Raw genomic sequence first — 22,190 nt, forward strand, 5'->3', positions numbered from 1 at the left:
GGCGGCATCAGCTGACATCTTCAACCCGCAGCGCATCAGGCGGAAGCGCAACGCTGAGGATCACCGGCTGAAAGGCTTCGCGTCCGGCATAGCGCGATGAAACACCTTTGGCAATGATAAATCCTCCCACGCCGCCAAGCAGCGCCCCGCAGGCGGCCGCGAGGTCGCTGTGAAACAGCATCTGGAACAGGCCAGCCACAGCAAACAGGCCAAACAGCGGCGTCATATAGACCAGCAGCGCTGAGCCGAGCAGGCTGCTTTCGCGAATGCCTAACTCAATGCGCTGACCCGGCTGTAGCGGCTCAGCGCTGGGAATGGTCATGACATGGGCGTTCTTCGGCCCCAGCTTGTTGAGCGCATGGCTGCCACAGCCTTTACGCGCTGAACAGCTGTTGCAGGAAGTTTTCGCTTCGGAATGCAGCGTGGCAACGCCATCCTGCCATGCCACCACGGTGGCCCACTCTCTCATCATTTCTTTGCCCCTGCATCAATAGCGCTGGCGATACGTTTCGCGGTTGCGGGCGGTAATTCGCCCACCACGGTGATCTCCTGATTATCACGCACAACGGTCTGCACCGTACGACGTCCCGTGCGCAATTGCTGAGGCACGCTATTTTTATCGGCAGGCGCAATGTTAATGGCAAAACTGAACAGCCCGTCGCTGTAGAGACGCGATTCGACGGTTTTATTCATGGCGGGTATTGCGCGACGACTCTGCGAAATCAGCTTCATGCCTGCCGGTATCCAGCCAGGCTGCCAGCTGAGTTCCACTTTGTCGCCCGCCGGCAGGGAGAGCGACGGCGGCAGATTTGCCTTCTCAAGCCCCTGCATCAGATTGCGCACGCCCTCATCCACTGCAAAGCTGATAACGCGGAACTGCTCCAGCGTTTCACCATCGCGATCCAGTAAATCGATTCGCAGCGGCAGTTTGGTATCCACGTCCAGCCAGACCACATAGCTGTAGCGCGTACCGTCACGGGAGACAATACGCACAACTTCGCACATCTGGTCAGCCATACGCGATCGCCCTACCGGCACAAAGTCATACGCCTGACCCAGCCGGGAGAAATCAGCAAACATCAGTGAAGGCAGCGCGTCGATAATATGGTTGCCCGGCAGTGAGAACGGATCCAGCCCGGGTTCAAAATAGCTGATGTCGTTACCGCGCTGGATCACTTCACGGCGCGGACCATCCATCTGCAGCAGCTGCGCAAAGACGCGCTTATCCACCACGGCGTGACGATAGCGCAGAGACTCAATGCCCAGTCGTGAGACATTAATATACGCAAATTCATAATTGAGATTTTGAGTCGCCTGCTCCATCTGCTGTAACAACGCCCCGGAAGACGACGTCTGTGCCGGGGCGGTTGATGTCCAGAGCAGGCTGCCGGCCATAAGGCTAACGGCGCACCAGAGCTGCTTCATTACTGCTGTTGAGTTCCTAACGACTGCGTTCCGGGAACGGTGGCCTGCGCCTGCTGCGGTACGCTGTTTTCAAACTGTACCTGATCGGCATGCAGACGGCGCTGCAGTTCATAATCCTGCAGCATGGCGTTAACGCGACGCCGCTGATCCTGAACCTGCTGATTTGAACTGTTGGTTTCAAAGGCATCAGACGGTACGCCCAGGCTTACCGGTGATGCTTTACCCATCATCGGCAGCGTATTGAACGCCGGAGCATCTGAGGATTCTGCTGCCCCACCGGCAGAAGAGCCGTTGTAATGCTGCACGCCAACAATGACCGCCAGTGATACGCAGGCGGCTACGCCAATTTGCGTGACTGACGCTACCCAGCTGCCGCCACGACGCCAGAACGGCATTTTTTGCCAGCGTGCCGGTTCCGGCTGCGCTTCAGGGATCAGTGGTGTGGCCGCAGGGCGCAGCGGTTCATTTTCGATGGCTGCAGCCACGCGGGCGGAGATATCAAAATGCAGCACTTCGCCTACATCCCCGCGAAGGGTGTCGCGAATAAGATGGTAGCTCTCCCAGCTTTTCTGAAGTTCGACATCCTTTGACAACGAGGACAACAGCTCGCTGTCTAGCGTTTCACCATCCATTAAAGCGGAAAGTTTTTCTTTCTGCATGCCTTGGTACCCTTTCAGTAGCCGTTATCACTAACGTTGGATAAGCGGTTGAACTTTGTTATCAATGGCTTCCCGGGCACGAAATATGCGCGATCGGACAGTACCAACCGGGCAATCCATAATGGCAGCGATCTCTTCATAGCTCAGGCCATCCAGCTCTCTGAGCGTGATAGCCATACGGAGATCTTCAGGAAGTGACTCAATTGTCCGAAAAACAATTTGTTTCAGTTCGTCAGACAACATTAAGTTCTCAGGGTTCGATATTTCTTTTAACGCGCCCGCACTTTCGAAGTTTTCTGCATCAATTGCATCTACGTCGCTGGAAGGCGGACGACGGCCCTGAGCCACCAGATAATTTTTTGCCGTGTTTACCGCGATGCGGTAAAGCCACGTGTAAAAAGCGCTATCCCCGCGGAACGACTCCAGCGCGCGATAGGCTTTGATAAATGATTCCTGTACCACATCGGGCACGTCACCCGAAGGGACATAGCGTGAAACCAGGCTCGCCACTTTATGCTGGTATCGGACTACCAGTAAGTTAAAGGACTTTTGATCTCCTTTCTGAACCCGCTCAACGAGAACCTGATCCGTTAACTGCTCGCTCATCCGAGGTAATGTCTCCCCAAAACTCTTTTATGCGTAAGTGGACTGCCAGCACATCTCATACCCGTGAGCAAGCATGCGCTTTGAGTTCTGTTCTGGCCTGAAGTTCACTACGACCTGTTTTTTTCGTCGCGGCATTGCAACCCGTTATGACGTAGCGGCTGACCCGCTTTCAATGGCTTATGCAGTGCCGATCGGTGCTGGCAGAGTAGCGTAAGGCGATCTCTTTTTCATCTTTATTACTCTTCTTTTCAGCATAGCTGACGGCAGCGCGCAAAATTCGCTAAGTTGCAACACGATGCAGCAGGGATCCTGCGATCGTAACGGCAGATCGCGTCGGCGATTGCCGCGCTGTGCCGGAAAATAATCAGCGAAAAAGATAGAAGTCTGTTACCAGGCTCAGCCAGTCAGCGGAGTAGCTTTTGTCTTCATTACGGATCGCCAGCCGCTCCTGTATCAGCTCACCGGCAGAAGGTGAAAAGCCCAGTACCAGCCGGTTAGGCGGCCGATGTGCATAAGGCGCGACGTCGTAGCGCAGCCGCAGATGCCAGCCATCGGCGCGGGCGAGCTGCACCAGCGCCTCGCCGCTATCCACCGGCAGCACCACGCAAAACAGCCCCTCTTCTTCGATAAGCTGTGCCGCGCACTGCAGCAGTGTGGCATGATCGAGCGTAGCAGTACTGCGTGCCGCGTCCCGTGCTGCGCTGGATGAGGCCATGCCGGGCACAAAAAAAGGCGGATTGCTGACGATCAGCGAGTAGCGCTTTTCGCACTGTTTACTCCAGTTAAGGATATCGGCCTGGTGCACGCTGATACGGACGCCCCACGGCGACGCCTGCACATTCTCCTGCGCCTGCGCGGCGGCTTCGCTATCAAGCTCGACCGCATCCAGCGTAACCTGTTGCGGCGTGCGCTGCGCCAGCATCAGGGCGATAAGCCCGCTGCCGCAGCCAATATCCAGAATACGCCGTGCCCCGGCCACCGGCGCCCACGCCCCCAGCAGCACGCCATCCGTGCCAACCTTCATTGCACAGCGATCGTGTGCGACAAAAAATTGTTTAAACGTAAACCCATCTTTTCTTAATGTCGCCCGTGCTGGCGGCTGGTACTGAGACATGCTTTCGGCCATTGAATTGTTATCTGGCGAGAGTGTAACGTGGTCGCATGATGAATTCATCTGCGCCTGATGAACACAAACAGATGAAGATTGCGGCCGATCTGTCTATAATCAGCGCCCCAAACTGAGGTAGAACATGACAGTAACCACATTCTCCGAACTCGAACTCGACGAAAGCCTGCTGGATGCCCTGCAGGAAAAAGGCTTCACGCGCCCGACGGCCATTCAGGCTGAAGCCATTCCTGCCGCGCTGGAAGGCCGTGACGTGTTAGGTTCGGCACCCACCGGAACGGGGAAAACCGCCGCCTATCTGCTGCCCGCATTACAGCATCTGCTGGACTTCCCGCGTAAGAAGTCGGGTCCGCCGCGTATCCTGATCCTCACCCCTACCCGCGAACTGGCGATGCAGGTGGCCGATCAGGCGCGTGAGCTGGCGAAGCATACCCATCTGGATATCGCCACCATCACCGGCGGCGTTGCCTATATGAACCACGCTGAAGTCTTCAGCGAAAATCAGGATATTGTGGTGGCGACCACCGGCCGTCTGCTGCAGTACATCAAAGAAGAGAACTTTGACTGCCGCGCGGTAGAAACACTGATTCTCGATGAGGCGGACCGCATGGTCGATATGGGCTTTGCCCAGGATATCGAGACCATCGCCGGTGAGACGCGCTGGCGCAAACAGACGCTGCTCTTCTCCGCCACGCTGGAAGGCGAGCACATCAAAGATTTTGCTGAACGCCTGCTCAACGATCCGGTCGCGATTGAAGCCGACCCGAGCAAAAGCGAACGCAAACGCATTCAGCAGTGGTACTACCGTGCTGATAACCTTGAGCACAAGACCAAACTGCTGGTGCACCTGTTAAAGCAGCCGGAAGTGAAGCGTGCGATTGTGTTTGTGCGCAAGCGTGAACGTCTGCACGAGCTGGTGACCTGGATGCATGAAGCGGGCCTGCGCAGCAGCTACCTCGAAGGGGAGATGGTACAGGCGAACCGTAATGAAGCGATTAAACGCATCAACGATGGTCGCGTCAATGTGCTGGTTGCCACTGACGTTGCGGCGCGCGGTATCGATATTGATGACGTGACTCACGTGATCAACTTTGACCTGCCGCGTACGGCAGATACCTATCTGCACCGCATTGGCCGTACCGGCCGCGCCGGACGCAAAGGGATCGCTATCTCGCTGGTTGAGGCGCACGATCACGTTCTGCTGGGTAAAATCAGCCGCTACGTTAATGAGCCGCTGAAATCACGCGTGATTGATGAGCTGCGCCCTGAGTCGCGTGCGCCGAGTGCTAAAGTCACCGGAAAGCCGTCGAAAAAGGCGCTTGCCAAACGCAAAGAGAAGAAAGAGAAAGAAGACGAAAAGCCGCGCGTGAAAAAACGCCATCGTGACACCAAAAACGTGGGTAAACGCCGCAAGCCAAGCGGATCGACCACACCGGAGTCCGGTGCGGAATAAAACGTCACTGCAGTAAAAAAAGCGCCTGAACCGGCGCTTTTTTTTTACGTTCAGCTGGCCTTAAGGGCCACTGACAGGCGGGTCAGCGCGAACGCCGGTAAATGTCGCATTTTAATCAACGCATGCGTTCCGGACCGCTTCCGCACTGGCCTGCAGCATGAGCAACTTTTCATCGCTACTTCAGTTACAGGCTCTCTGTAAAGGTACGGGTGATCACATCGCGCTGCTGCTCTGGCGTCAGGGCATTAAACCGTACGGCATAACCGGATACGCGAATGGTCAGCTGTGGATACTTTTCGGGATGCTTAACCGCATCTTCCAGCGTTTCCCGCTGCAGTACATTGACGTTAAGATGTTGTCCGCCCTCAATGCGCACCTGCGGTTTCTGCTCCAGGGGCACTTCACGGTATGCCATCTCGCCCAGCTCGCTCAGGGCAACCACCTGATCCTCCTCATAGAGGCCTCTGGCGCACAGACAGCGCGCCTGTCCCGCCTCTTCATCCAGCAGCCAGAATGAGTTCAGCAGTAGCGGGTTATGGGTTTGGGTAATTTGAATGCCGGTAATCATAGCGATCTCCAGAAAGGGGCGTTCTGTCTCTGAACGCCGTTGACAGATAGACAGGCTGGTATATCACCGGGACGCCGCCGGTGCCTTGACCTGCATCAAGCTGAAACGGCGGGGTTAATCCTTCTGCTCCCGCGCTGAAGCAGCTAAGCTAAGGAAAACTATCGTCAGGAGTTAACCATGAGTGACAAGCTGACCTGGCACGATGTGCTGGCAGATGAAAAAGAGAAGCCCTATTTCAAAGAGACGCTGCAGGCGGTTGCGCAGCAGCGGGCGGCGGGCGTGACCGTTTATCCGCCACAGAAAGATGTGTTTAACGCGTTTAAACTGACCGAACTGAGCGATATCAAAGTGGTGATTTTGGGTCAGGACCCTTATCACGGGCCGAATCAGGCTCACGGCCTGGCATTTTCAGTGCTGCCCGGCGTAGCCATCCCGCCCTCTCTGCTTAACATGTACAAAGAGCTGGAACAGGATATTGAGGGTTTTCAGCGGCCGCAGCACGGTTTTCTGGAGAGCTGGGCCACCCAGGGGGTAATGCTGCTGAATACGGTACTGACCGTTGAGGCGGGCAAAGCACACTCGCACGCGCGGCTTGGCTGGGAGACGTTTACTGACCGGGTGATCGATGCCATCAATACGCACCGTGAGGGCGTGGTTTTTCTGCTGTGGGGATCGCACGCGCAGAAGAAAGGCAGCATCATTGATGCGCAGCGTCATCATGTGCTGAAAGCTCCCCATCCTTCTCCGCTCTCAGCGCATCGCGGCTTTTTTGGCTGCCGGCACTTCTCGCAGACCAACGCACTGCTCAGCCAGGCGGGAGAAACGCCGATCGACTGGACGCCAGTCCTCCCCTGAAACAACAACGGCCGCGTCAGGCGGCCGTTGTGATGCACTACTCTGCTCAGGCTTTGGCTTTAGAGACCGCCACCATGGCCGGACGCAGCAGGCGACCATTCAGGGTATAGCCACGCTGCATTACCATCAGTACATGGTTCGGCTCAACCTCATCCGATTCCATCATCGACATCGCCTGATGCAGATCCGGGTTAAACGGCACGTGGGTGTCGCCCACCACTTCAACGCCAAACTTGCGCACCGCGCCCAGCAGGGATTTCAGCGTCAGCTCGATGCCTTCAATCATTGAGGCGAGCCCGGTGTTCTCTTTATCAGCCACTTCCAGCGCGCGTTCCAGGCTATCAATCACTGGCAGCAGCTCGTTTGCAAATTTTTCCAGCGCAAATTTATGCGCTTTTTCGACATCCATTTCTGCACGGCGACGGATGTTTTCAATTTCCGCCTGCGCACGCAGCTGCGCTTCGCGCACGCCGCCCTGCGCTTGGGTCAGCTCCGCTTCCAGTTGCGCAATGCGCTCATCACGCGGATCCACCTCAGTTGCTGTCTCCGCGTCCGCCGGCTGTTGATCCTGTTGAATTTCGTCTGAGACTTGCTCGTTTGGGGTGTTCTGTTCTTTACTACTCATGAATTTCTCCGCGTTTTGCACATTCATTTCGCTGGTTGGCTTATTATGGGGATCAGTTTGACGGTTTCAAGTGAACCCATCACATTGCCAGGCCGTTTTGGCTTATGAGGAATACCCGCCACATGAACACACACTTTAGCTGCATCGGAATCGTGGGTCATCCGCGCCATCCTACCGCGTTAACCACCCATGAGATGCTCTGGCGCTGGCTGACCGATAAGGGATATGAGGTGATTGTCGAACAGCAGATTGCGCGCGAGCTGAGCTTAACCGATGTAAAGACCGGCACGCTGGCGGAAATAGGCCAGCAGGCCGATCTGGCCGTGGTGGTTGGCGGCGATGGCAATATGCTGGGCGCGGCCAGGGTGCTGGCACGCTATGACATTAAAGTGATTGGCATTAACCGTGGCAATCTTGGCTTTCTGACCGATCTCGATCCGGATAACGCGCAGCAGCAGCTGGATGATGTTCTTCAGGGCGACTACTTTGTGGAGAGTCGCTTTCTGCTTGAGGCGCAGGTCTGCCGCGATACCTGCTCGCCGCGCATTGGCAGCGCCATCAATGAAGTGGTGCTCCATCCTGGCAAAGTGGCGCATATGATTGAGTTTGAGGTCTATATTGACGAAGTGTTCGCCTTTTCTCAGCGTTCAGATGGCCTGATTATCTCCACCCCTACCGGCTCCACCGCCTACTCACTCTCCGCGGGTGGCCCTATCCTTACCCCTTCGCTTGATGCCATTGTGCTGGTGCCGATGTTCCCGCACACGCTGTCGTCGCGCCCGCTGGTCATCAACAGCAACAGTACCATTCGCCTGCGTTTCTCCTCGCTGCGCAGCGATCTGGAGATCAGCTGCGACAGCCAGATTGCCCTGCCAATTCAGGAGGGTGAAGATGTGCTGATCCGGCGCAGCAGCAGCCACCTTAATCTCATTCACCCTAAAAACTATAACTACTTCAATACATTAAGCTCAAAACTCGGCTGGTCAAAAAAATTGTTCTAGAAATCAGTGCTGGCTATTTTACTGGTTAAAAAACCAGTTTATACTGTACGAAAAACCATATCTGTTTTTCCATACAGGTGATTGTATGCTGGCACAACTGACCATCAGTAACTTCGCAATCGTTCGTGAGCTTGAGATCGACTTTCATCGCGGTATGACAGCGATCACCGGTGAGACCGGCGCAGGTAAATCTATTGCCATTGATGCGCTGGGCCTCTGCCTCGGCGGACGGGCGGAAGCGGATATGGTGCGTCAGGGCGCAAGCCGGGCTGATATCTGTGCCCGCTTTCAGCTGAAATTATCGCCGTCAGCGCAGCGCTGGCTGGTTGATAATCAGCTGGATGACGGTAATGAGTGCCTGCTGCGTCGCGTTATCAGCGCGGATGGTCGCTCGCGCGGCTTCATCAACGGCACGGCCGTACCGCTCTCACAGCTGCGCGAGCTGGGCCAGCTGCTGATTCAGATCCACGGTCAGCACGCGCATCAGCTGCTGCTGAAAACCGATCATCAGAAGCATCTACTCGATGCTTACGCGGCGCATGACGGGCTGCTGACGGAGATGCGTCAGCACTACCAGCGCTGGCATCACAGCTGCCGTGTGCTGGCGCAGCATCAGCAGCAGTCGCAGGAGCGTGAAGCGCGCCGCGAGCTGCTGCAGTATCAGCTGAAAGAGCTGAACGAGTTTGCTCCGCAGGCGGGTGAATATGAGCAGATTGATGAAGAGTACAAGCGCCTCGCTAACAGCGGACAGCTGCTCTCTACCAGTCAGCAGGCGCTGCATATCCTAGCCGACGGTGAAGATACCAACCTGCAGAGCCTGCTCTACAGCGCCCGCAACATGCTCAGCGAGCTGGTCTCGCTGGATGATAAAGTCAGCGGCGTATTTAACCTGCTGGAAGAAGCGGCGATTCAGCTGAGCGAAGCCAGCGACGAACTGCGTCACTACTGCGAACGTCTCGATCTTGATCCCAATCGCCTTTACGAGCTAGAGCAGCGGCTGTCGCGGCAGATTGCGCTGGCGCGCAAGCATCACGTTGCGCCTGAAGCGCTGCCGGCCCTGCATCAGCAGCTGCTGGAAGAGGCGGAGCTGCTGTCGCAGCAGGAGAGCGATCAGGAGAGCCTGCAGCACGATGTGGTGATGCATCACAAAGCCGCTATTACCTGCGCTGAAACGCTGCATCATCAGCGTGAAAAATCCGCTCAGGAGCTGTGCGATCTCATTACGCAAAGTATGCGTACTCTGGCGATGCCGCACGGGCAGTTTGCGATTGTGCTGGAGTTTAATCCCGATCAGCTGACGGCCGAAGGTGCCAGCCGCATCGATTTCCGGGTGACAACCAACCCCGGCCAGCCGCTGCAGCCGCTCGGTAAAGTCGCCTCGGGTGGTGAGCTGTCGCGTATCGCGCTCGCTATTCAGGTGATCACCGCGCAGAAGATGGAAACTCCGGCCATGATTTTCGACGAAGTGGATGTCGGTATCAGCGGGCCTACTGCTGCTGTTGTCGGCAAGATGCTGCGTCAGCTGGGTGAGTCGACGCAGGTTATGTGTGTGACGCACCTGCCGCAGGTTGCCGGCTGCGGTCATCAGCACTTCTTTGTCAGCAAAGAGACCGACGGCGCGATGACGGAAACGCATATGCAGCCGCTGGATAAGCGGTCACGCCTGCAGGAGCTGGCACGTCTGCTGGGCGGCAGTGAAGTCACGCGTAATACGCTGGCGAACGCTAAAGAACTTTTAGCAGCCTGAGACCGCACTTTTTTCCGGCCTGATGGTCATATGCATGCTCTGTAGAGGTTCCCAACCGGGAAAAGGTCTATTATCATCGGCAGTGATATCGCCATAATAAAAGCCTGCCGCGTGCAGAGTTCAGAATGTAATGGCAACAAAACTGCCTGCTGAAAGGCGTTTGGCCCGAAAAAAGGAATGTACAGATGCGCTTTAAGACGCTGACTGCTGCGGCAGTGGTAATGTTGATGACAACCGCCGGATGCTCCACGCTGGAGCGCGTTGTCTATCGTCCGGATATCAATCAGGGGAATTACCTGGCCGCTAACGATGTCGCCAAGATCCACACCGGCATGACGCAGCAGCAGGTGGCCTATACGCTGGGCACCCCGATGATGCACGATCCCTTTGGCAGTAACGTCTGGTATTACATTTTCCGCCAGGAGCCTGGTCACGAGCGCGTGAAGCAGCAGACGCTGACGCTGACGTTTGATCGCAGCGGTGTCCTGACGAATATTGATAACAAGCCGCGGCTCGCGGGTCAGAAAAACAGTTAAGCTGATGACAGCAAAAAAGGCGCCCGGGGCGCCTTTTTTAATGCTCAACGTCAGCTACTTTTTCGTGGCAGCACGCTCAGCACGCTGGCGGCGCAGCTCTTTCGGATCGGCAATCAGCGGCCGGTAGATCTCAACCCGATCGCCCTCTTCAACCGTGTCACCAAGCTTAACCGGCCGGCTGAAGATCCCGGTTTTATTCTTTGCCAGATCGATATCGCGGCGCAGCTGCAGCAGGCCCGATGCCTCTATCGCCTGCTCTACCGTGGCGCCCTGCTCCAGCGTAACCTCACACAGATACTGCTTATCCGGAAGCGCATAAACCACCTCCACGCGGATCTTAGTCACGATAGACCTCTTTGGCACGCTGGGTAAACGCCTGCACCATGCTGTTTGCCAGCTCTTTAAACACGCGCCCGAATGCCATCTCAACCAGCATATTGGTGAACTCAAAGTCGAGGCTCAGCTCAACCTTGCAGGCGTCATCACCCAGCGAGATAAATTTCCAGCCGCCGGTGAGCTTACGGAACGGGCCGTCAACCAGCTGCATATGAATGCTCTGGTTGTCAGTCAGCGTATTGCGCGTGGTGAAGGTTTTACTGATGCCCGCTTTTGAGACATCGACCGCAGCGGTCATCTGATGACCGCTGTTATCCAGCACGCGACTGCCGGTGCAGCCAGGAAGAAATTCAGGATAGGCATCCACGTCATTCACAAGCTGGTACATCTGTGCAGCGCTATAGGGGACCAGCGCTGAGCGGCTAATCTGAGCCATAAGGGTTCCTGTTGGTCACAAAACCATTGAATTGTACCATTTTAGGCCATTAAACAAAAATTCATGCTTTTGCCAGCTGTGCTAAAATAGGATGTTTTTTACCGCCCCGCAGGACATGGGGATGCGCCCACAAACTGAGTAATGTAGACTACGCCGCACTATGACAAAGAAAAAAGCTCACAAACCCGGTTCAGCCACCATTGCCCTCAACAAACGCGCGCGCCACGAATACTTCGTCGAAGAGGAGTTCGAAGCGGGTCTGTCGTTACAGGGATGGGAAGTTAAAGCACTGCGCGCCGGTAAAGCCAATATCAGCGAAAGCTATATCATGCTGCGCGACGGCGAAGCGTTTCTGTTCGGCGCCACGTTCCAGCCGCTGATCGGTGCTTCAACGCACGTGGTATGCGACCCTACGCGCACCCGCAAACTGCTGCTGAAAGAGCGCGAGCTCGCTTCACTGTTTGGCAGCGTTAACCGCGACGGTTATACCATCATACCGCTTTCGCTCTACTGGAAGAACGCCTGGGCCAAGCTCAAAATCGGCGTCGCACGCGGTAAGAAAGAGCACGATAAGCGCTCTGATATCAAAGATCGCGAGTGGAAGATGGATAAAGCACGAATTATGAAGAGCGCCAGCCGTTAAGCACTGGATTCTTTTATAGATTTGCGCTACAGTTTTAGAACTTGGGGCTGATTCTGGATTCGACGGGATTCGCGAAACCCAAGGTGCATGCCGAGGGGCGGTTTGCCTCGTAAAAAGCCGCAAAAAAATAGTCGCAAATAACGACGAATACGCAGTAGCAGCTTAATAACCTGCTTGCAGCCCTCTCTCCCTAGCCTCCGCTCTTAGGACGGGGATCAAGAGAGGTCAAACCCAAAAGAGATCGCGTGGATGCCCTGCCTGGGGTTGAAGCGTTAAAACTAATCAGGCTAGTCTGTCAGTGGCGTGTCTGTCCGCAGCTGCCAGGCGAATGTAAAGACCGACTAAGCATGTAGTACCGACGGTGTAGTAATTTCGGACGCGGGTTCAACTCCCGCCAGCTCCACCAAAATTCTCCATCGGTGATTACCAGAGTCACATGATGAAGTCCTGAAAGCCCGCACGGCGCAAGCCCTGCGGGCTTTTTTGTGTTTTTAATCTGCCGATTGAGTGTATCTGGATTGAGTGATTACAGTTACGTGCCTGGGTGTGAGTCAAAAGCGTGGACGGATCGCACTCATAGAACAGATGAGACGCCCCTGCTCTCTAGCCGGGATAACGCCATACTCGCCACACCAGACTAATGGCAGGAACGCGTCGTAAGTTCTCGCTGATTATTCTGCCCGCTCAGGAGAAATGGAGCGGCGATGGCGCGGGCATCAAGGCGATAACCGGTGGCGATGCGGTGGCAATTGACCCAAAATATCGTGATGCCTATTCAACGCACATTCCGGCGGTGATTCTGGCGGTGAATAACCTCCATACGTTTCAGCGGCGGCGGCGCGTCGCGCCGTCGGGTAGTCCTTACGTTCCCTGAAGTAATACCGGCGAAAGAGCGCGACCCGCAGCTGCTGGATAAAATCAGTGCCGAGTTGGCCGTGATTGTTGGTTACCTGATGTAGCGTTTCTCATAACCAAACGAAGCGCGTGAGATGTTGCAGGCGCAGCAATCATCCGGCGAAGCGCTGGAGATAAAGCGACAGGCTGATCCGCTGGTCGATTTTTGTGGCTACCTGATGCCGCTGAGCACGCCGAACGGGCTGTTTATTGGCAATGCCAACATTCGCCCGCTGAATCCGAAGCGCTATCTCTATCATGCCTACCTGTCGTTTATGGAATCGCGGGGGCATCAGCACCCGCTTAGTCTGACGGCGTTCGGCCAGGCTGTCCCGCAGACCTTGAAAGAGTATGAACGTGTGCTGCTGAAACGTCGGACGAATAACGGAATACAAACCAACCTCACGCTACATGAGGACAGTGAAGCAGATTGGTTGCCGGCATGCAGCACCTGATAGCGCCACTCTACGTTGACCGGCTAAGGCCGGTCTTATATTTCAAGTAGTTATTTATACCTTTATAGGTGAGTGAGATGCATAGGTTTAAAACACTCCAACCACTTATCAGTGGCACAAAGATCATTTAGCCACATTATTCAAATGGAATTTGAATTAAAACCTATTGATTACTTGCAGCGAAAATATAAACCAATTTTGAAGCTTTCTCTTTTGTCATAAAGTGTGAATAAAACTCTCTCATAACCTCAGCATATTCCTCATTTTCGTCACCAACTAAAGCCCAATTTAAAGGTTTTTTCTTAGCCAACTCATCAAAGCCATTAATCAGCATAACATCACGAAGAAAACTATATATGTTATTTTCTATATTGTACTCCTTACATACATCAACATAATTATCGGGGATTGAATCCGCGATTAATTTAAAGTCATCAAACCCAATAAATTTCAACTCATCTATAACATCGCTAGTTGTTGAACCACCCCAATCTTTCACCGGAGCTAAAGCCATACCTATTTTACCACTTAGCTCCTGAACAAACTTAGCAAGATTTATTGAATTGACTTCCTGGGAAAATAACTCCTCCAACTCATTGCCTTTAATAGATTCTTTATATTCTTCTATAGAGTTAACAATCTCGGAAAAACCTTCATCTGCAATTTCAAGCATACCAGAATACAAGTTTATTTTTCTTTGGATCTGCAAGGGTAAGTTTGCACCAAGTTTATAATTGCGATCGTGAGTTAACTCTGCCCAAGCATGCTGCAACATAGTTCTGACTTGAATTTCGCAGTTCAAACCGGAAATATATTCATATTCTTGCAAAGAATTTCTTTTCTCACCAATATCGCAAACATAATGCACAGATCTGTACCCGACTTTATCAGAGGATAATCTTTTTTCATTGTCCATGCTATTTTTAGCATCAACATTAAAGATAGACTTGATAATATCACTAACTTTCGGTATATCAGAATCCAAGTATAATATCACTCTAACACCTGAGATATCTGTTAATTCTTCAGTTGGATTTTTATATTTTTTCCGGCCAATTTTCTCCAATACACCATCCTTAGTTTTGGTTCTATAACTAACGGAAAGATACTCAACTTGATTTTGCTGAAGAAGATTCTCTAAAATAAAAGCTATATGCTTCCCCAAAAGTTCGAATTTTGGCAACGACTCATCTATCCATGAGTTAATATTATTATCTTTCATATTCCTCCGATGAAATTCAACCTATTCATTACAGTTTTACGAAAATATCTAACAAACTTATCTATTTTCTTAAGAATTACTAAAAAAGCATTTATGTGAGAAAAATTCAATAACTTTTTTAAAAGCTTAGATAGTGATTCCCTACACCTCAGCAACTAACGTACTGATATTTGCAATACCCCCTCAACCTTTGCAATTATTACAATTTTACTGAACATAAAAAAAACAACTTAAAATAACATTAAGTTTTTTATTAATGGCTATAATCCATATAATAGATAACTTAAAAAAAATTTTTAGCATTTAAATCTTTTTTTGAGCTAATAACAGTAACTTAGAATTTAAACCTTGAAATTATTCATAAGTAAATGTTATAAATCACATGCCCTAAGTGTAGGCTTAGGGGTGATGTACAGTTTGTCGACTTCCGGCCAGCGACCTTCGTTGCAAACCGACCAGAGGCTGACCAACAGGTGGACGATGCTCATAACGGTCTCCATTAAGCTGATTACATTATACAGTGTTTCTAACATTTGCGGTGAAGTGCATACTTGGTTCACTTGTGGATCAGATTGTATGAGAAGGTTGGATAAAGACCACTTTGTTAAGCCGGGGCGACGTTTTTCTGGATGACCGCAGTTCGAAGTTGCCCCGGTTTCACAATTCTGAGAACTAACGAAATGAAATCTCGTGAACATTCTTGGTTTAGGAAGCGCGGCTATTTGCACTTTGACAAACCCATCTCCCTTGAACATGCTTTAGATATTGTTACTAACCCTAATACTGTTGCCACTCATTCATTTCTACCTTTTATTACTTTTACGTCTACCACTTCCAAAGCCTATAAAGAAAAAGGAAGTAATTCTATAAAAAAAACCCTCAAAGAAAGACCTATTGCATATTCCTCACATATCGATAGTCATATTTATTCTTACTATGCTGAGATCCTCAATTATCTTTATGAAAATCAATTGCAAATCCATAAAATATCCAAAAATGTATTAGCTTTTAGAGCGTTAAGTAAAAGCAATATAGATTTTGCGAATGAGGCATTTCAAGAAATAAAGAAAAGAGGTAATTGCAGTGCAGTTGCATTAGACCTGTCTAAATTCTTTGACACTCTTGACCATGCTATTTTGAAAGATGCTTGGTGTCGATTGCTCTCTACTGACATGTTACCTAATGATCATTACGCTGTTTTTAAAGCTATTACAAAGTACTCTAAAGTAGAGAAAGAAAAGGTTTATGATTTAATTGGCATTCCAAAGAACAATGCAAAACACATTAAAAAAACAAAAAAACAAATTTGTCCATTTGCAGATTTTAGGAATAAGGTAAGAAAATCAGAGCTGATCATACCTAACAAAGCCAACATTGGCATCCCGCAAGGTTCTCCAATAAGCGCTCTCCTGTCAAATATCTACATGCTAAATTTTGATATAGAAATGAGCGAGTATGTCTCATCCTTGGGTGGAGAATATTTTCGCTATTGCGACGATATGCTTTTCATCGTACCTGCTAACGAAAAAAAGAACGTAGCTGGCGAAGCAGAAAAGCGATTAATTCAACTCAAAGTTTCTTTGAATGTTAAAAAAACAGAGATTAGAGAATTCAAAGTCACATCAAAAAAAACCATATGTGACAAGCCGTTGCAATACTTAGGCTTTATTTTTGATGGGGAAAGTATTTTCCTAAGATCTTCATCTCTTTCACGATACTCCGATAGAATGAAACGTGGAGTTAAACTTGCAAAAGCAACAATGAAGCGAAAGAATAAGATAAGAAAACTCAAAGGCCTTCCAAGCAAAGAACTTTTTAAAGAAAAAATCTATGCTCGTTACGCTCATGTTGGTAAAAGAAATTTTTTAACTTATGGATATCGAGCTTCACGCATTATGAATTCAAACTCAATAAGGAAACAGCTAAAACCTTTATGGGAAAGATTACAAAAAGAAATAAAAAGCAACAAGAAATAACTACCTTCAAGTTATATTCATATAAAAATAATAAGTCGCTAGAGGACAAAATAAGTAACTGTAATTCAACTTTGTTGAACATATAGAAGTTTTCATTGTTTATAAGCAGCATAAGGTGCTTCGTGTCAATTAACTCAAAGTGGCAACCGCAACATTTGCTCTAAGCACAAAACTAATCATTGTAACCTGTAGTACCTGAGATCCCAGCCTACCGGCTTCGGCCGGCTATTCATCATCTCAGTAAAAGTGTTCATCCTTAGTTCACACCAGTGTACATCCCGGCACAAACCATTCACTACCTAAAGCCATAAATTCAATGAACAAAAATCAAAAGTGAATAGTGTGAATACTTTTATCTAAAATTACTCTATTTTTGATTTAGCGCCGAGTATTCGCTATCACAGCGTAACCGTTCCGTGTGTGAGATCCAATAATTGGTACACGTTTAGGTACACGAGTCATAGTTGAATTCGCGAAAAACACTTAATTTCATAAAGTTGTGCATTCTATTCAGACTCCGCCAGCCTGTAGTAGTCCAGAAAGCCTGCACGACTAAATCCTTCAGGCTTTTACACCTGCTGCTTACCAACCCAGGCTTACCATACAGCACTTTTCATTTTCTTCCCTACCTATCCCCCCATATGACTCCCCCCACCCATCCAAACAATAAATCACCCCCAAAACCCTGCATTCGCCATTTCAAAACCCGCCACCGAGTAGTAATACCCTGCAGCCACTTTCACAGCTGACCTAACCCCTCACGGCGTTTTCATTCACTTACAGTTTTATCCTGGAGCGCAACGTTGCTCAGTGTGCCACTCTTAACTACGCTCATATCACCAAATACGTTAAATGAGGGACTATGATGAAAAAGACCATTATTGCTGTATCTGCTTTCCTGCTGGCTTCTTCCGCGTTTGCGGCTACCACACACGCAACTGACGATACGGTCGCTAACGCTCAGGCTGGCGCTAACACCGCGAAAGAGAAACTGCATCAGGCGCAGCATCAGGGCGAAGAGCAGCGTCTTAAAGCGAAGCACGCGGCACAGGGCGAGCGCGACAGCATGACCAGCAAAGCCAGCGAAGGCACCCAGAAAACCTGGAACAAGACCAAAGAAGGGACTGAGAAAGGCTGGGATGCGACCAAAGAAGGCGCACAGAAAGGCTGGAACAAAACCAAAGAAGGTGCCAGCGATCTGAAACAGAAAGTCAGCGAGTAAGCTGCACAGCTGTGATAAAAAGGCCGCCCTGCGGCCTTTTTGTTTTTCCGCTGCCGCATTTTGCATCCGGCGCTGTAACTCCCTACACTATTCCCACTCTCTGCAAGCTTAACGGTTACTTATGTCTGAAACCTTCACACGTCAGCCGCTGCCGCTGCCCGGCGGACACAATAAAGTGCTGCTGCACTCCTGCTGTGCGCCCTGCTCCGGCGAAGTGATGGAAGCGATGCTCGCCTCCGGCATCGACTACACCATTTTCTTCTACAACCCGAATATTCATCCGCTGAAAGAGTATGAGCTGCGTAAAGAGGAGAATATCCGCTTTGCTGAGCAGTTTGGCGTGCCGTTTGTGGATGCTGATTACGACAAAGATAACTGGTTTGAGCGCGCGCGCGGCATGGAGTGGGAGCCGGAACGCGGCGTACGCTGCACCATGTGTTTCGATATGCGCTTTGAGCGCACCGCGCTTTACGCGCACGAGCACGGCTTTCCGGTGATCACCAGTTCGCTCGGGATTTCACGCTGGAAAGATATGAAGCAGATTAACGACTGCGGCGTGCGGGCGGCGGCGCACTATCCGGATATGCTCTACTGGGAGTTTAACTGGCGTAAAGGCGGCGGCTCGTCGCGCATGATTGAGATCAGCAAGCGCGAGCGCTTCTATCAGCAGGAGTATTGCGGCTGCATCTATTCACTGCGCGATACTAACCGTCACCGCGTGGCCGGCGGTCGCGAACGCATTGAGATCGGGGTGCAGTATTACGCGCCTGACGACGCGTAAACCGGCCCGAAACATTACCAGGCGAGCGCGTCACCTTTGTAATCAAGGTAGTGATGACCGCCCTTGCCGCGATAGCGCTGCAGCTGCGTAACCAGCCCTGCCGCGCTCTCTTCCGCTGTGATATCGGCGTTCTCGCCACCCATATCGGTTTTCACCCAGCCCGGATGCAGCGACAGCAGCGTCGCTCCCTGCGGCCGCATCTCTTTTGCCAGCGCGCGGCTCAGCATATTGAGTGCCGCCTTGCTGGCCGAATAGAGCGGCATCGCGGCGACGCGGTTTTCATTCAGGCTCGCCAGCTGTGACGTGGTGATCCCGATCACGCTCTGCTTATCACGCAGCAGCGGCAGCAGGCTCTCCGCCAGCCGCACCGGGGCTACCGCATTAGTGAGAAACAGCTCGCTCAGCTCCGCATCCTCTGCCTGCTGCAGCTGCTGCGCATCCGGGCCAAAAATGCCGGCGTTGATCAGCACCGCATCAAACTGCTCACCCTGTAACTGCTGCAGCAGCGCCGCACGCGCCGCGCCGTCGGTGATATCCAGCGCCAGCCAGCGCAGCTGCTCGTGCTGGTATGAGACCGCCGTGCGGCGGAAGGTGGCGGTCACGTCCCAGCCCGCCTGTAAAAACTGCTGTACCACCGCAAGCCCGATCCCTTTTGAAGCACCGATAATCAACGCGCGTTGTGACTGGCTCATACCTTTCTCCCGGACAGATAGCGAAACGGGCAGCGTATGCTGCCCGCGATGAACTAACGTAACACTAACGTTAGCACGGTAATCACCGTCATCATTAACACCAGGTGGCAGACCACCTTTGTCAGTTCCGGCTTTTTCATCGCTCCTCCTGCAGATCAGAACCACTGACCAAAACGTTTGATGTAGAGGGTTTTCATGCCCTGCGCCACCAGGCAGTAACCACAAAGGGTTGCCACCAGCCACGGAAAGTAGGACCACGGCAGCGGCGTCAGGCCGATGCTGGCTCCCAGCGATGAGAACGGCAGCAGGATCCCGGCGACCATGACGCAGGCGGTGGTCAGCAGCACCGGCAGCGCGGCGCGGCTCTGAATAAACGGGATTTTGCGGGTGCGCAGCATATGCACCACCAGCGTCTGTGACAGCAGCCCCTCGACAAACCAGCCCGACTGAAACAGCGACTGCATCTCTGGTGTATTCGCAGCAAACACATACCACATCAGCGCAAAGGTGGTGATGTCGAACAGGGAGGAGGTCGGCCCAATCCACAGCATAAACCGTTTGATATTACGCGCGTCCCACCTGCGCGGCTTCTGCAGAAACTCTTTGTCCAGTTTGTCCCACGGCATCGCCAGCTGCGAGATGTCATACATCAGGTTCTGAATCAGCAGATGAATCGCCAGCATCGGCAGAAACGGAATAAACGCGCTGGCGACCAGCACCGAAAAGACGTTGCCAAAGTTAGAGCTGGCGGTCATGTTCAGGTACTTGATGATGTTGCCAAAGGTCTCACGTCCTTTGATGATCCCCTCCTCCAGCACCCGCAGATCTTTCTCCAGCAGGATAATATCCGAGGACTCTTTAGCGATATCCGCCGCGCTGTCCACGGAGATCCCGACATCGGCCGCGCGCAGCGCCGGGGCGTCATTGATGCCATCACCCAGAAAGCCCACGGTATGCCCCTGCTGCTGCAGCGCCGTCACAATACGCGCCTTCTGCAGCGGCGTGAGTCTGGCAAACACCGCACTCTGCTGCACAGCCTGCGCCAGCTGCTCGTCGCTCATCTGCGCCAGCTGCTCACCGGTTACGATAGCGCCGCTGTCGATACCCACCTCTGCACAAATGCGCGCGGTCACCACCGGGTTATCTCCGGTCAGGACTTTTACCGCGACGCCGTTATCGCGCAGCGCGCTGACCGCCGGCGCGGCGCTGGCTTTAGGCGGGTCCAGAAACGTCAGCAGCCCTTCTATAATGAGGTTCTGCTCATCCGCAACGTTCAGCGCCTGCTGCAGACCCGGCTCTTTAAGTACGCGGCTTGCCACCAGCAGCACGCGAAAACCCTGCTGATTATACCCGTGCGCCAGCGCCAGCAGCTCCGCGCGCCGGGCCTCATCCAGCGGCTGAATCAGCCTGCCTTCACGCTCTGCCACCGCGATGCTGAGCATCTCTTCAACGGCACCTTTGCAGATCAGCAGCTGCTGGTTAAGCCGGCGGTTGTGTACCACAACCGACACGCGCCGCCGGACAAAATCAAACGGCAGCTCATCGATTTTGCTCCACGCGTCGCTGACTGCACTGCCCAGGCGCGCGCCGCCATAGTGCAGAATGGCGCGATCGATCGGATTCGCGGTGCTGCTCTGGTACAGGCTGTTGAGCCAGCTCAGCATCAGCACGCGGCTGTTCTCCACCCCGGCGCAGTCGACGTGCTGTGCCAGCGTAATGTTGTCCTGCGTCAGCGTGCCGGTTTTGTCCGTACACAGCACATCCATCGCGCCCAGGTTCTGAATCGCGTTCAGGCGTTTCACAATCACCTTGCGCCGCGACATGGCGATAGCCCCTTTTGCCAGATTAGAGCTGACAATCATCGGCAGCATCTCCGGCGTCAGACCCACCGCGACCGCCAGCGCAAACAGAGAGGCTTCCAGCCAGTCGCCTTTAGTGAAGCCGTTAAGCAGCAGTACCACCGGCACCATCACCAGCATAAAGCGGATCAGCAGCCAGCTGACGCTGTTTACCCCGCGATCGAACGCCGTCTGGCTGCGTTTACCGGTAAGCGATTTTGCCAGACTGCCGAAATAGGTATCGCTGCCGGTGGCGACCACCACCCCTTTTGCGCAGCCGCTGGCCACGCTGGTGCCCATCAGGCAGATGCTGCCTGACTCAAGCAGCGACGCGCTCTGTTCGCATCCGCCCGCCGCTTTACTGGTGACATGGCCGGTGACGTCATATTTTTCTACCGGCAGCGACTCGCCGGTCAGGATCGCCTGACTGATAAACAGATCGCGCGACTCCAGCAGGCGGAGATCGGCCGGCACCAGATCGCCCGCGGAAAGGCAGATGATGTCCCCCGGCACCAGATCCGCGATATCCACTTCCCTGCGTACCGGCGACGCCTGCAGCGACGTACGCCGTATCACCGTTGCGGTCGTGCGCACCATCGATTTCAGCGCCTGGGCTGCTTTACTGGTGCGAAACTCCTGCCAGAAACGCAGCAGTCCGCTCAGCGTTACCATAGTGATGATAATCGCGATCCCGGTCAGGTCGGTCTCCCCGCCCTGCCGCCGCGGGATCCAGTAGTCAGTAAAAAAACTCACCGCGGCCAGCGCCATCAGCACATAGATAAATGGATTGCTGAACGCCTGCAGCAGCTGCAGCAGCGCCGGTGGCGCGTCAATATGCAGGGCATCGTTAGGGCCATAGCGGCGCAGGCGCGCAGCGGCTTCTTCTTCGGTCAGGCCGGTAGCCTGACTGCACAGCCGTACCAGCGTTTCATCCGCAGTAAAGCCTGCTTCCTGTTCAATACGGTAACGCGGCGACTGCAGATCCTTTTTCCGGTTATTCCGCTGCAGATTATATTTCATATTGTTCATGTGACACCCCGATGGTGTTATTCAGGCAAGCGCTATCCTGCGCCAGACGCATAATAAACAGAGAG

General features: G+C 52.7%; 21 protein-coding genes, 1 other RNA gene and 1 pseudogene. 11 read left to right on the forward strand and 12 right to left on the reverse strand.

Annotated features, from left to right (window positions below; genetic code table 11):
• Window positions 1-7: 7 nt before the first annotated feature.
• The 5 genes from rseC to FS690_RS14690 all read right to left on the reverse strand — a co-directional run bounded on the left by rseC (window position 8) and on the right by FS690_RS14690 (window position 3,804).
• Window positions 8-472: a SoxR-reducing system protein RseC gene (rseC, locus tag FS690_RS14670; RefSeq protein WP_094111708.1), complete on the reverse strand. Its 465-nt coding sequence runs from the start codon at window positions 470-472 to the stop codon at window positions 8-10.
• Complete coding sequence (gene rseB / locus FS690_RS14675) at window positions 469-1,425, reverse strand: sigma-E factor regulatory protein RseB (RefSeq protein ID WP_071667883.1); 957 nt, start codon at window positions 1,423-1,425, stop codon at window positions 469-471. The genes rseC and rseB overlap by 4 nt, the downstream gene beginning before the upstream one ends.
• The gene (rseA, locus tag FS690_RS14680) at window positions 1,425-2,084 is read right to left on the reverse strand and encodes an anti-sigma-E factor RseA (protein ID WP_039379711.1); all 660 of its coding nucleotides are present in this window, start codon (window positions 2,082-2,084) and stop codon (window positions 1,425-1,427) included. Before rseA ends, rseB begins: the two co-directional genes overlap by 1 nt.
• Before the next feature lie 30 nt (window positions 2,085-2,114).
• Window positions 2,115-2,690: an RNA polymerase sigma factor RpoE gene (rpoE, locus tag FS690_RS14685; RefSeq protein ID WP_039379714.1), complete on the reverse strand. Its 576-nt coding sequence runs from the start codon at window positions 2,688-2,690 to the stop codon at window positions 2,115-2,117.
• 364 nt (window positions 2,691-3,054) lie between these two features.
• Entirely contained in the window at window positions 3,055-3,804 is a 750-nt protein-coding gene (locus FS690_RS14690) for a tRNA1(Val) (adenine(37)-N6)-methyltransferase (RefSeq protein WP_145339847.1), read from the reverse strand.
• Between the two features lie 136 nt (window positions 3,805-3,940).
• Here FS690_RS14690 and srmB point away from each other — a divergent pair, with 136 nt between their 5' ends.
• Entirely contained in the window at window positions 3,941-5,269 is a 1,329-nt protein-coding gene (srmB, locus tag FS690_RS14695; protein ID WP_039379716.1) for an ATP-dependent RNA helicase SrmB, read from the forward strand.
• A 184-nt stretch (window positions 5,270-5,453) separates the two neighbouring features.
• Here srmB and grcA read toward each other — a convergent pair whose 3' ends face one another.
• On the reverse strand, window positions 5,454-5,837 hold the full coding sequence (gene grcA, locus FS690_RS14700) for an autonomous glycyl radical cofactor GrcA (RefSeq protein WP_108569431.1): 384 nt from the start codon (window positions 5,835-5,837) through the stop codon (window positions 5,454-5,456).
• 177 nt (window positions 5,838-6,014) lie between these two features.
• Here grcA and ung point away from each other — a divergent pair, with 177 nt between their 5' ends.
• Window positions 6,015-6,692 carry a uracil-DNA glycosylase gene (ung, locus tag FS690_RS14705; protein WP_145339835.1) on the forward strand — a complete coding sequence of 226 codons (678 nt, stop codon included), beginning with the start codon at window positions 6,015-6,017 and terminating at the stop codon, window positions 6,690-6,692.
• A 46-nt stretch (window positions 6,693-6,738) separates the two neighbouring features.
• Here the strand turns inward: ung and grpE are convergent, their stop codons facing one another.
• Window positions 6,739-7,317: a nucleotide exchange factor GrpE gene (gene grpE / locus FS690_RS14710; protein WP_071667881.1), complete on the reverse strand. Its 579-nt coding sequence runs from the start codon at window positions 7,315-7,317 to the stop codon at window positions 6,739-6,741.
• A 122-nt stretch (window positions 7,318-7,439) separates the two neighbouring features.
• Here grpE and nadK point away from each other — a divergent pair, with 122 nt between their 5' ends.
• The 3 genes from nadK to bamE all read left to right on the forward strand — a co-directional run bounded on the left by nadK (window position 7,440) and on the right by bamE (window position 10,601).
• Window positions 7,440-8,318: an NAD(+) kinase gene (gene nadK, locus FS690_RS14715; RefSeq protein ID WP_065648649.1), complete on the forward strand. Its 879-nt coding sequence runs from the start codon at window positions 7,440-7,442 to the stop codon at window positions 8,316-8,318.
• 85 nt (window positions 8,319-8,403) lie between these two features.
• Window positions 8,404-10,065, forward strand: coding sequence for a DNA repair protein RecN (gene recN / locus FS690_RS14720; RefSeq protein WP_108569430.1), 1,662 nt, complete (start codon window positions 8,404-8,406; stop codon window positions 10,063-10,065).
• Between the two features lie 185 nt (window positions 10,066-10,250).
• Window positions 10,251-10,601: an outer membrane protein assembly factor BamE gene (gene bamE / locus FS690_RS14725; RefSeq protein WP_094111713.1), complete on the forward strand. Its 351-nt coding sequence runs from the start codon at window positions 10,251-10,253 to the stop codon at window positions 10,599-10,601.
• A gap of 54 nt (window positions 10,602-10,655) precedes the next feature.
• Here the strand turns inward: bamE and FS690_RS14730 are convergent, their stop codons facing one another.
• Complete coding sequence (locus FS690_RS14730; RefSeq protein WP_186368994.1) at window positions 10,656-10,949, reverse strand: RnfH family protein; 294 nt, start codon at window positions 10,947-10,949, stop codon at window positions 10,656-10,658.
• Window positions 10,939-11,373, reverse strand: a complete 435-nt coding sequence (locus FS690_RS14735; protein ID WP_039379733.1) for a type II toxin-antitoxin system RatA family toxin — start codon at window positions 11,371-11,373, stop codon at window positions 10,939-10,941. The genes FS690_RS14730 and FS690_RS14735 overlap by 11 nt, the downstream gene beginning before the upstream one ends.
• A gap of 160 nt (window positions 11,374-11,533) precedes the next feature.
• Here FS690_RS14735 and smpB point away from each other — a divergent pair, with 160 nt between their 5' ends.
• From smpB to FS690_RS14750, 3 genes and pseudogenes are all read left to right on the forward strand, one after another.
• Entirely contained in the window at window positions 11,534-12,016 is a 483-nt protein-coding gene (gene smpB, locus FS690_RS14740) for an SsrA-binding protein SmpB (protein WP_065648644.1), read from the forward strand.
• 43 nt (window positions 12,017-12,059) lie between these two features.
• Window positions 12,060-12,422: a transfer-messenger RNA gene (gene ssrA, locus FS690_RS14745) on the forward strand.
• Window positions 12,423-12,677: 255 nt separating this feature from the next.
• Window positions 12,678-13,365: pseudogene (locus FS690_RS14750) on the forward strand (primase-like DNA-binding domain-containing protein); the annotation flags it as partial.
• Window positions 13,366-13,528: 163 nt separating this feature from the next.
• Here FS690_RS14750 and FS690_RS14755 read toward each other — a convergent pair.
• The gene (locus tag FS690_RS14755; RefSeq protein ID WP_145339837.1) at window positions 13,529-14,587 is read right to left on the reverse strand and encodes a GTP pyrophosphokinase family protein; all 1,059 of its coding nucleotides are present in this window, start codon (window positions 14,585-14,587) and stop codon (window positions 13,529-13,531) included.
• A 680-nt stretch (window positions 14,588-15,267) separates the two neighbouring features.
• Here FS690_RS14755 and drt2 point away from each other — a divergent pair.
• From drt2 to FS690_RS14770, 3 genes are all read left to right on the forward strand, one after another.
• Window positions 15,268-16,563 carry an antiviral reverse transcriptase Drt2 gene (gene drt2, locus FS690_RS14760; protein ID WP_145339838.1) on the forward strand — a complete coding sequence of 432 codons (1,296 nt, stop codon included), beginning with the start codon at window positions 15,268-15,270 and terminating at the stop codon, window positions 16,561-16,563.
• Window positions 16,564-17,428: 865 nt separating this feature from the next.
• Window positions 17,429-17,785, forward strand: a complete 357-nt coding sequence (locus FS690_RS14765; RefSeq protein ID WP_039379739.1) for a hypothetical protein — start codon at window positions 17,429-17,431, stop codon at window positions 17,783-17,785.
• 121 nt (window positions 17,786-17,906) lie between these two features.
• Complete coding sequence (locus FS690_RS14770; RefSeq protein ID WP_065648639.1) at window positions 17,907-18,566, forward strand: epoxyqueuosine reductase QueH; 660 nt, start codon at window positions 17,907-17,909, stop codon at window positions 18,564-18,566.
• A gap of 14 nt (window positions 18,567-18,580) precedes the next feature.
• Here FS690_RS14770 and FS690_RS14775 read toward each other — a convergent pair whose 3' ends face one another.
• A complete protein-coding gene (locus FS690_RS14775; protein WP_145339839.1) occupies window positions 18,581-19,258 on the reverse strand; it encodes an SDR family oxidoreductase in 678 nt (225 codons plus the stop codon).
• 155 nt (window positions 19,259-19,413) lie between these two features.
• Window positions 19,414-22,125 carry a magnesium-translocating P-type ATPase gene (mgtA, locus tag FS690_RS14780; protein ID WP_145339840.1) on the reverse strand — a complete coding sequence of 904 codons (2,712 nt, stop codon included), beginning with the start codon at window positions 22,123-22,125 and terminating at the stop codon, window positions 19,414-19,416.
• Window positions 22,126-22,190: the final 65 nt, after the last annotated feature.

The sequence above is a fragment of the Pantoea sp. PSNIH1 genome, from assembly GCF_007680655.1.
GTDB lineage: Bacteria > Pseudomonadota > Gammaproteobacteria > Enterobacterales > Enterobacteriaceae > Pantoea > Pantoea eucrina.

What these genes read in the sequence shown, in the direction of transcription:
- bamE (WP_094111713.1), top strand. Translation starts at nt 10,251, where the DNA reads ATGCGCTTTAAGACGCTGACTGCTGCGGCAGTGGTAATGTTGATGACA.
- FS690_RS14735 (WP_039379733.1), bottom strand. Translation starts at nt 11,373, where the DNA reads ATGGCTCAGATTAGCCGCTCAGCGCTGGTCCCCTATAGCGCTGCACAG.
- FS690_RS14690 (WP_145339847.1), bottom strand. Translation starts at nt 3,804, where the DNA reads ATGTCTCAGTACCAGCCGCCAGCACGGGCGACATTAAGAAAAGATGGG.
- grcA (WP_108569431.1), bottom strand. Translation starts at nt 5,837, where the DNA reads ATGATTACCGGCATTCAAATTACCCAAACCCATAACCCGCTACTGCTG.
- FS690_RS14770 (WP_065648639.1), top strand. Translation starts at nt 17,907, where the DNA reads ATGTCTGAAACCTTCACACGTCAGCCGCTGCCGCTGCCCGGCGGACAC.
- rseA (WP_039379711.1), bottom strand. Translation starts at nt 2,084, where the DNA reads ATGCAGAAAGAAAAACTTTCCGCTTTAATGGATGGTGAAACGCTAGAC.
- drt2 (WP_145339838.1), top strand. Translation starts at nt 15,268, where the DNA reads ATGAAATCTCGTGAACATTCTTGGTTTAGGAAGCGCGGCTATTTGCAC.
- grpE (WP_071667881.1), bottom strand. Translation starts at nt 7,317, where the DNA reads ATGAGTAGTAAAGAACAGAACACCCCAAACGAGCAAGTCTCAGACGAA.
- rseB (WP_071667883.1), bottom strand. Translation starts at nt 1,425, where the DNA reads ATGAAGCAGCTCTGGTGCGCCGTTAGCCTTATGGCCGGCAGCCTGCTC.
- ung (WP_145339835.1), top strand. Translation starts at nt 6,015, where the DNA reads ATGAGTGACAAGCTGACCTGGCACGATGTGCTGGCAGATGAAAAAGAG.
- rpoE (WP_039379714.1), bottom strand. Translation starts at nt 2,690, where the DNA reads ATGAGCGAGCAGTTAACGGATCAGGTTCTCGTTGAGCGGGTTCAGAAA.
- srmB (WP_039379716.1), top strand. Translation starts at nt 3,941, where the DNA reads ATGACAGTAACCACATTCTCCGAACTCGAACTCGACGAAAGCCTGCTG.
- mgtA (WP_145339840.1), bottom strand. Translation starts at nt 22,125, where the DNA reads ATGAACAATATGAAATATAATCTGCAGCGGAATAACCGGAAAAAGGAT.
- rseC (WP_094111708.1), bottom strand. Translation starts at nt 472, where the DNA reads ATGATGAGAGAGTGGGCCACCGTGGTGGCATGGCAGGATGGCGTTGCC.
- FS690_RS14775 (WP_145339839.1), bottom strand. Translation starts at nt 19,258, where the DNA reads ATGAGCCAGTCACAACGCGCGTTGATTATCGGTGCTTCAAAAGGGATC.
- FS690_RS14765 (WP_039379739.1), top strand. Translation starts at nt 17,429, where the DNA reads ATGAAAAAGACCATTATTGCTGTATCTGCTTTCCTGCTGGCTTCTTCC.
- FS690_RS14755 (WP_145339837.1), bottom strand. Translation starts at nt 14,587, where the DNA reads ATGAAAGATAATAATATTAACTCATGGATAGATGAGTCGTTGCCAAAA.
- smpB (WP_065648644.1), top strand. Translation starts at nt 11,534, where the DNA reads ATGACAAAGAAAAAAGCTCACAAACCCGGTTCAGCCACCATTGCCCTC.
- recN (WP_108569430.1), top strand. Translation starts at nt 8,404, where the DNA reads ATGCTGGCACAACTGACCATCAGTAACTTCGCAATCGTTCGTGAGCTT.
- nadK (WP_065648649.1), top strand. Translation starts at nt 7,440, where the DNA reads ATGAACACACACTTTAGCTGCATCGGAATCGTGGGTCATCCGCGCCAT.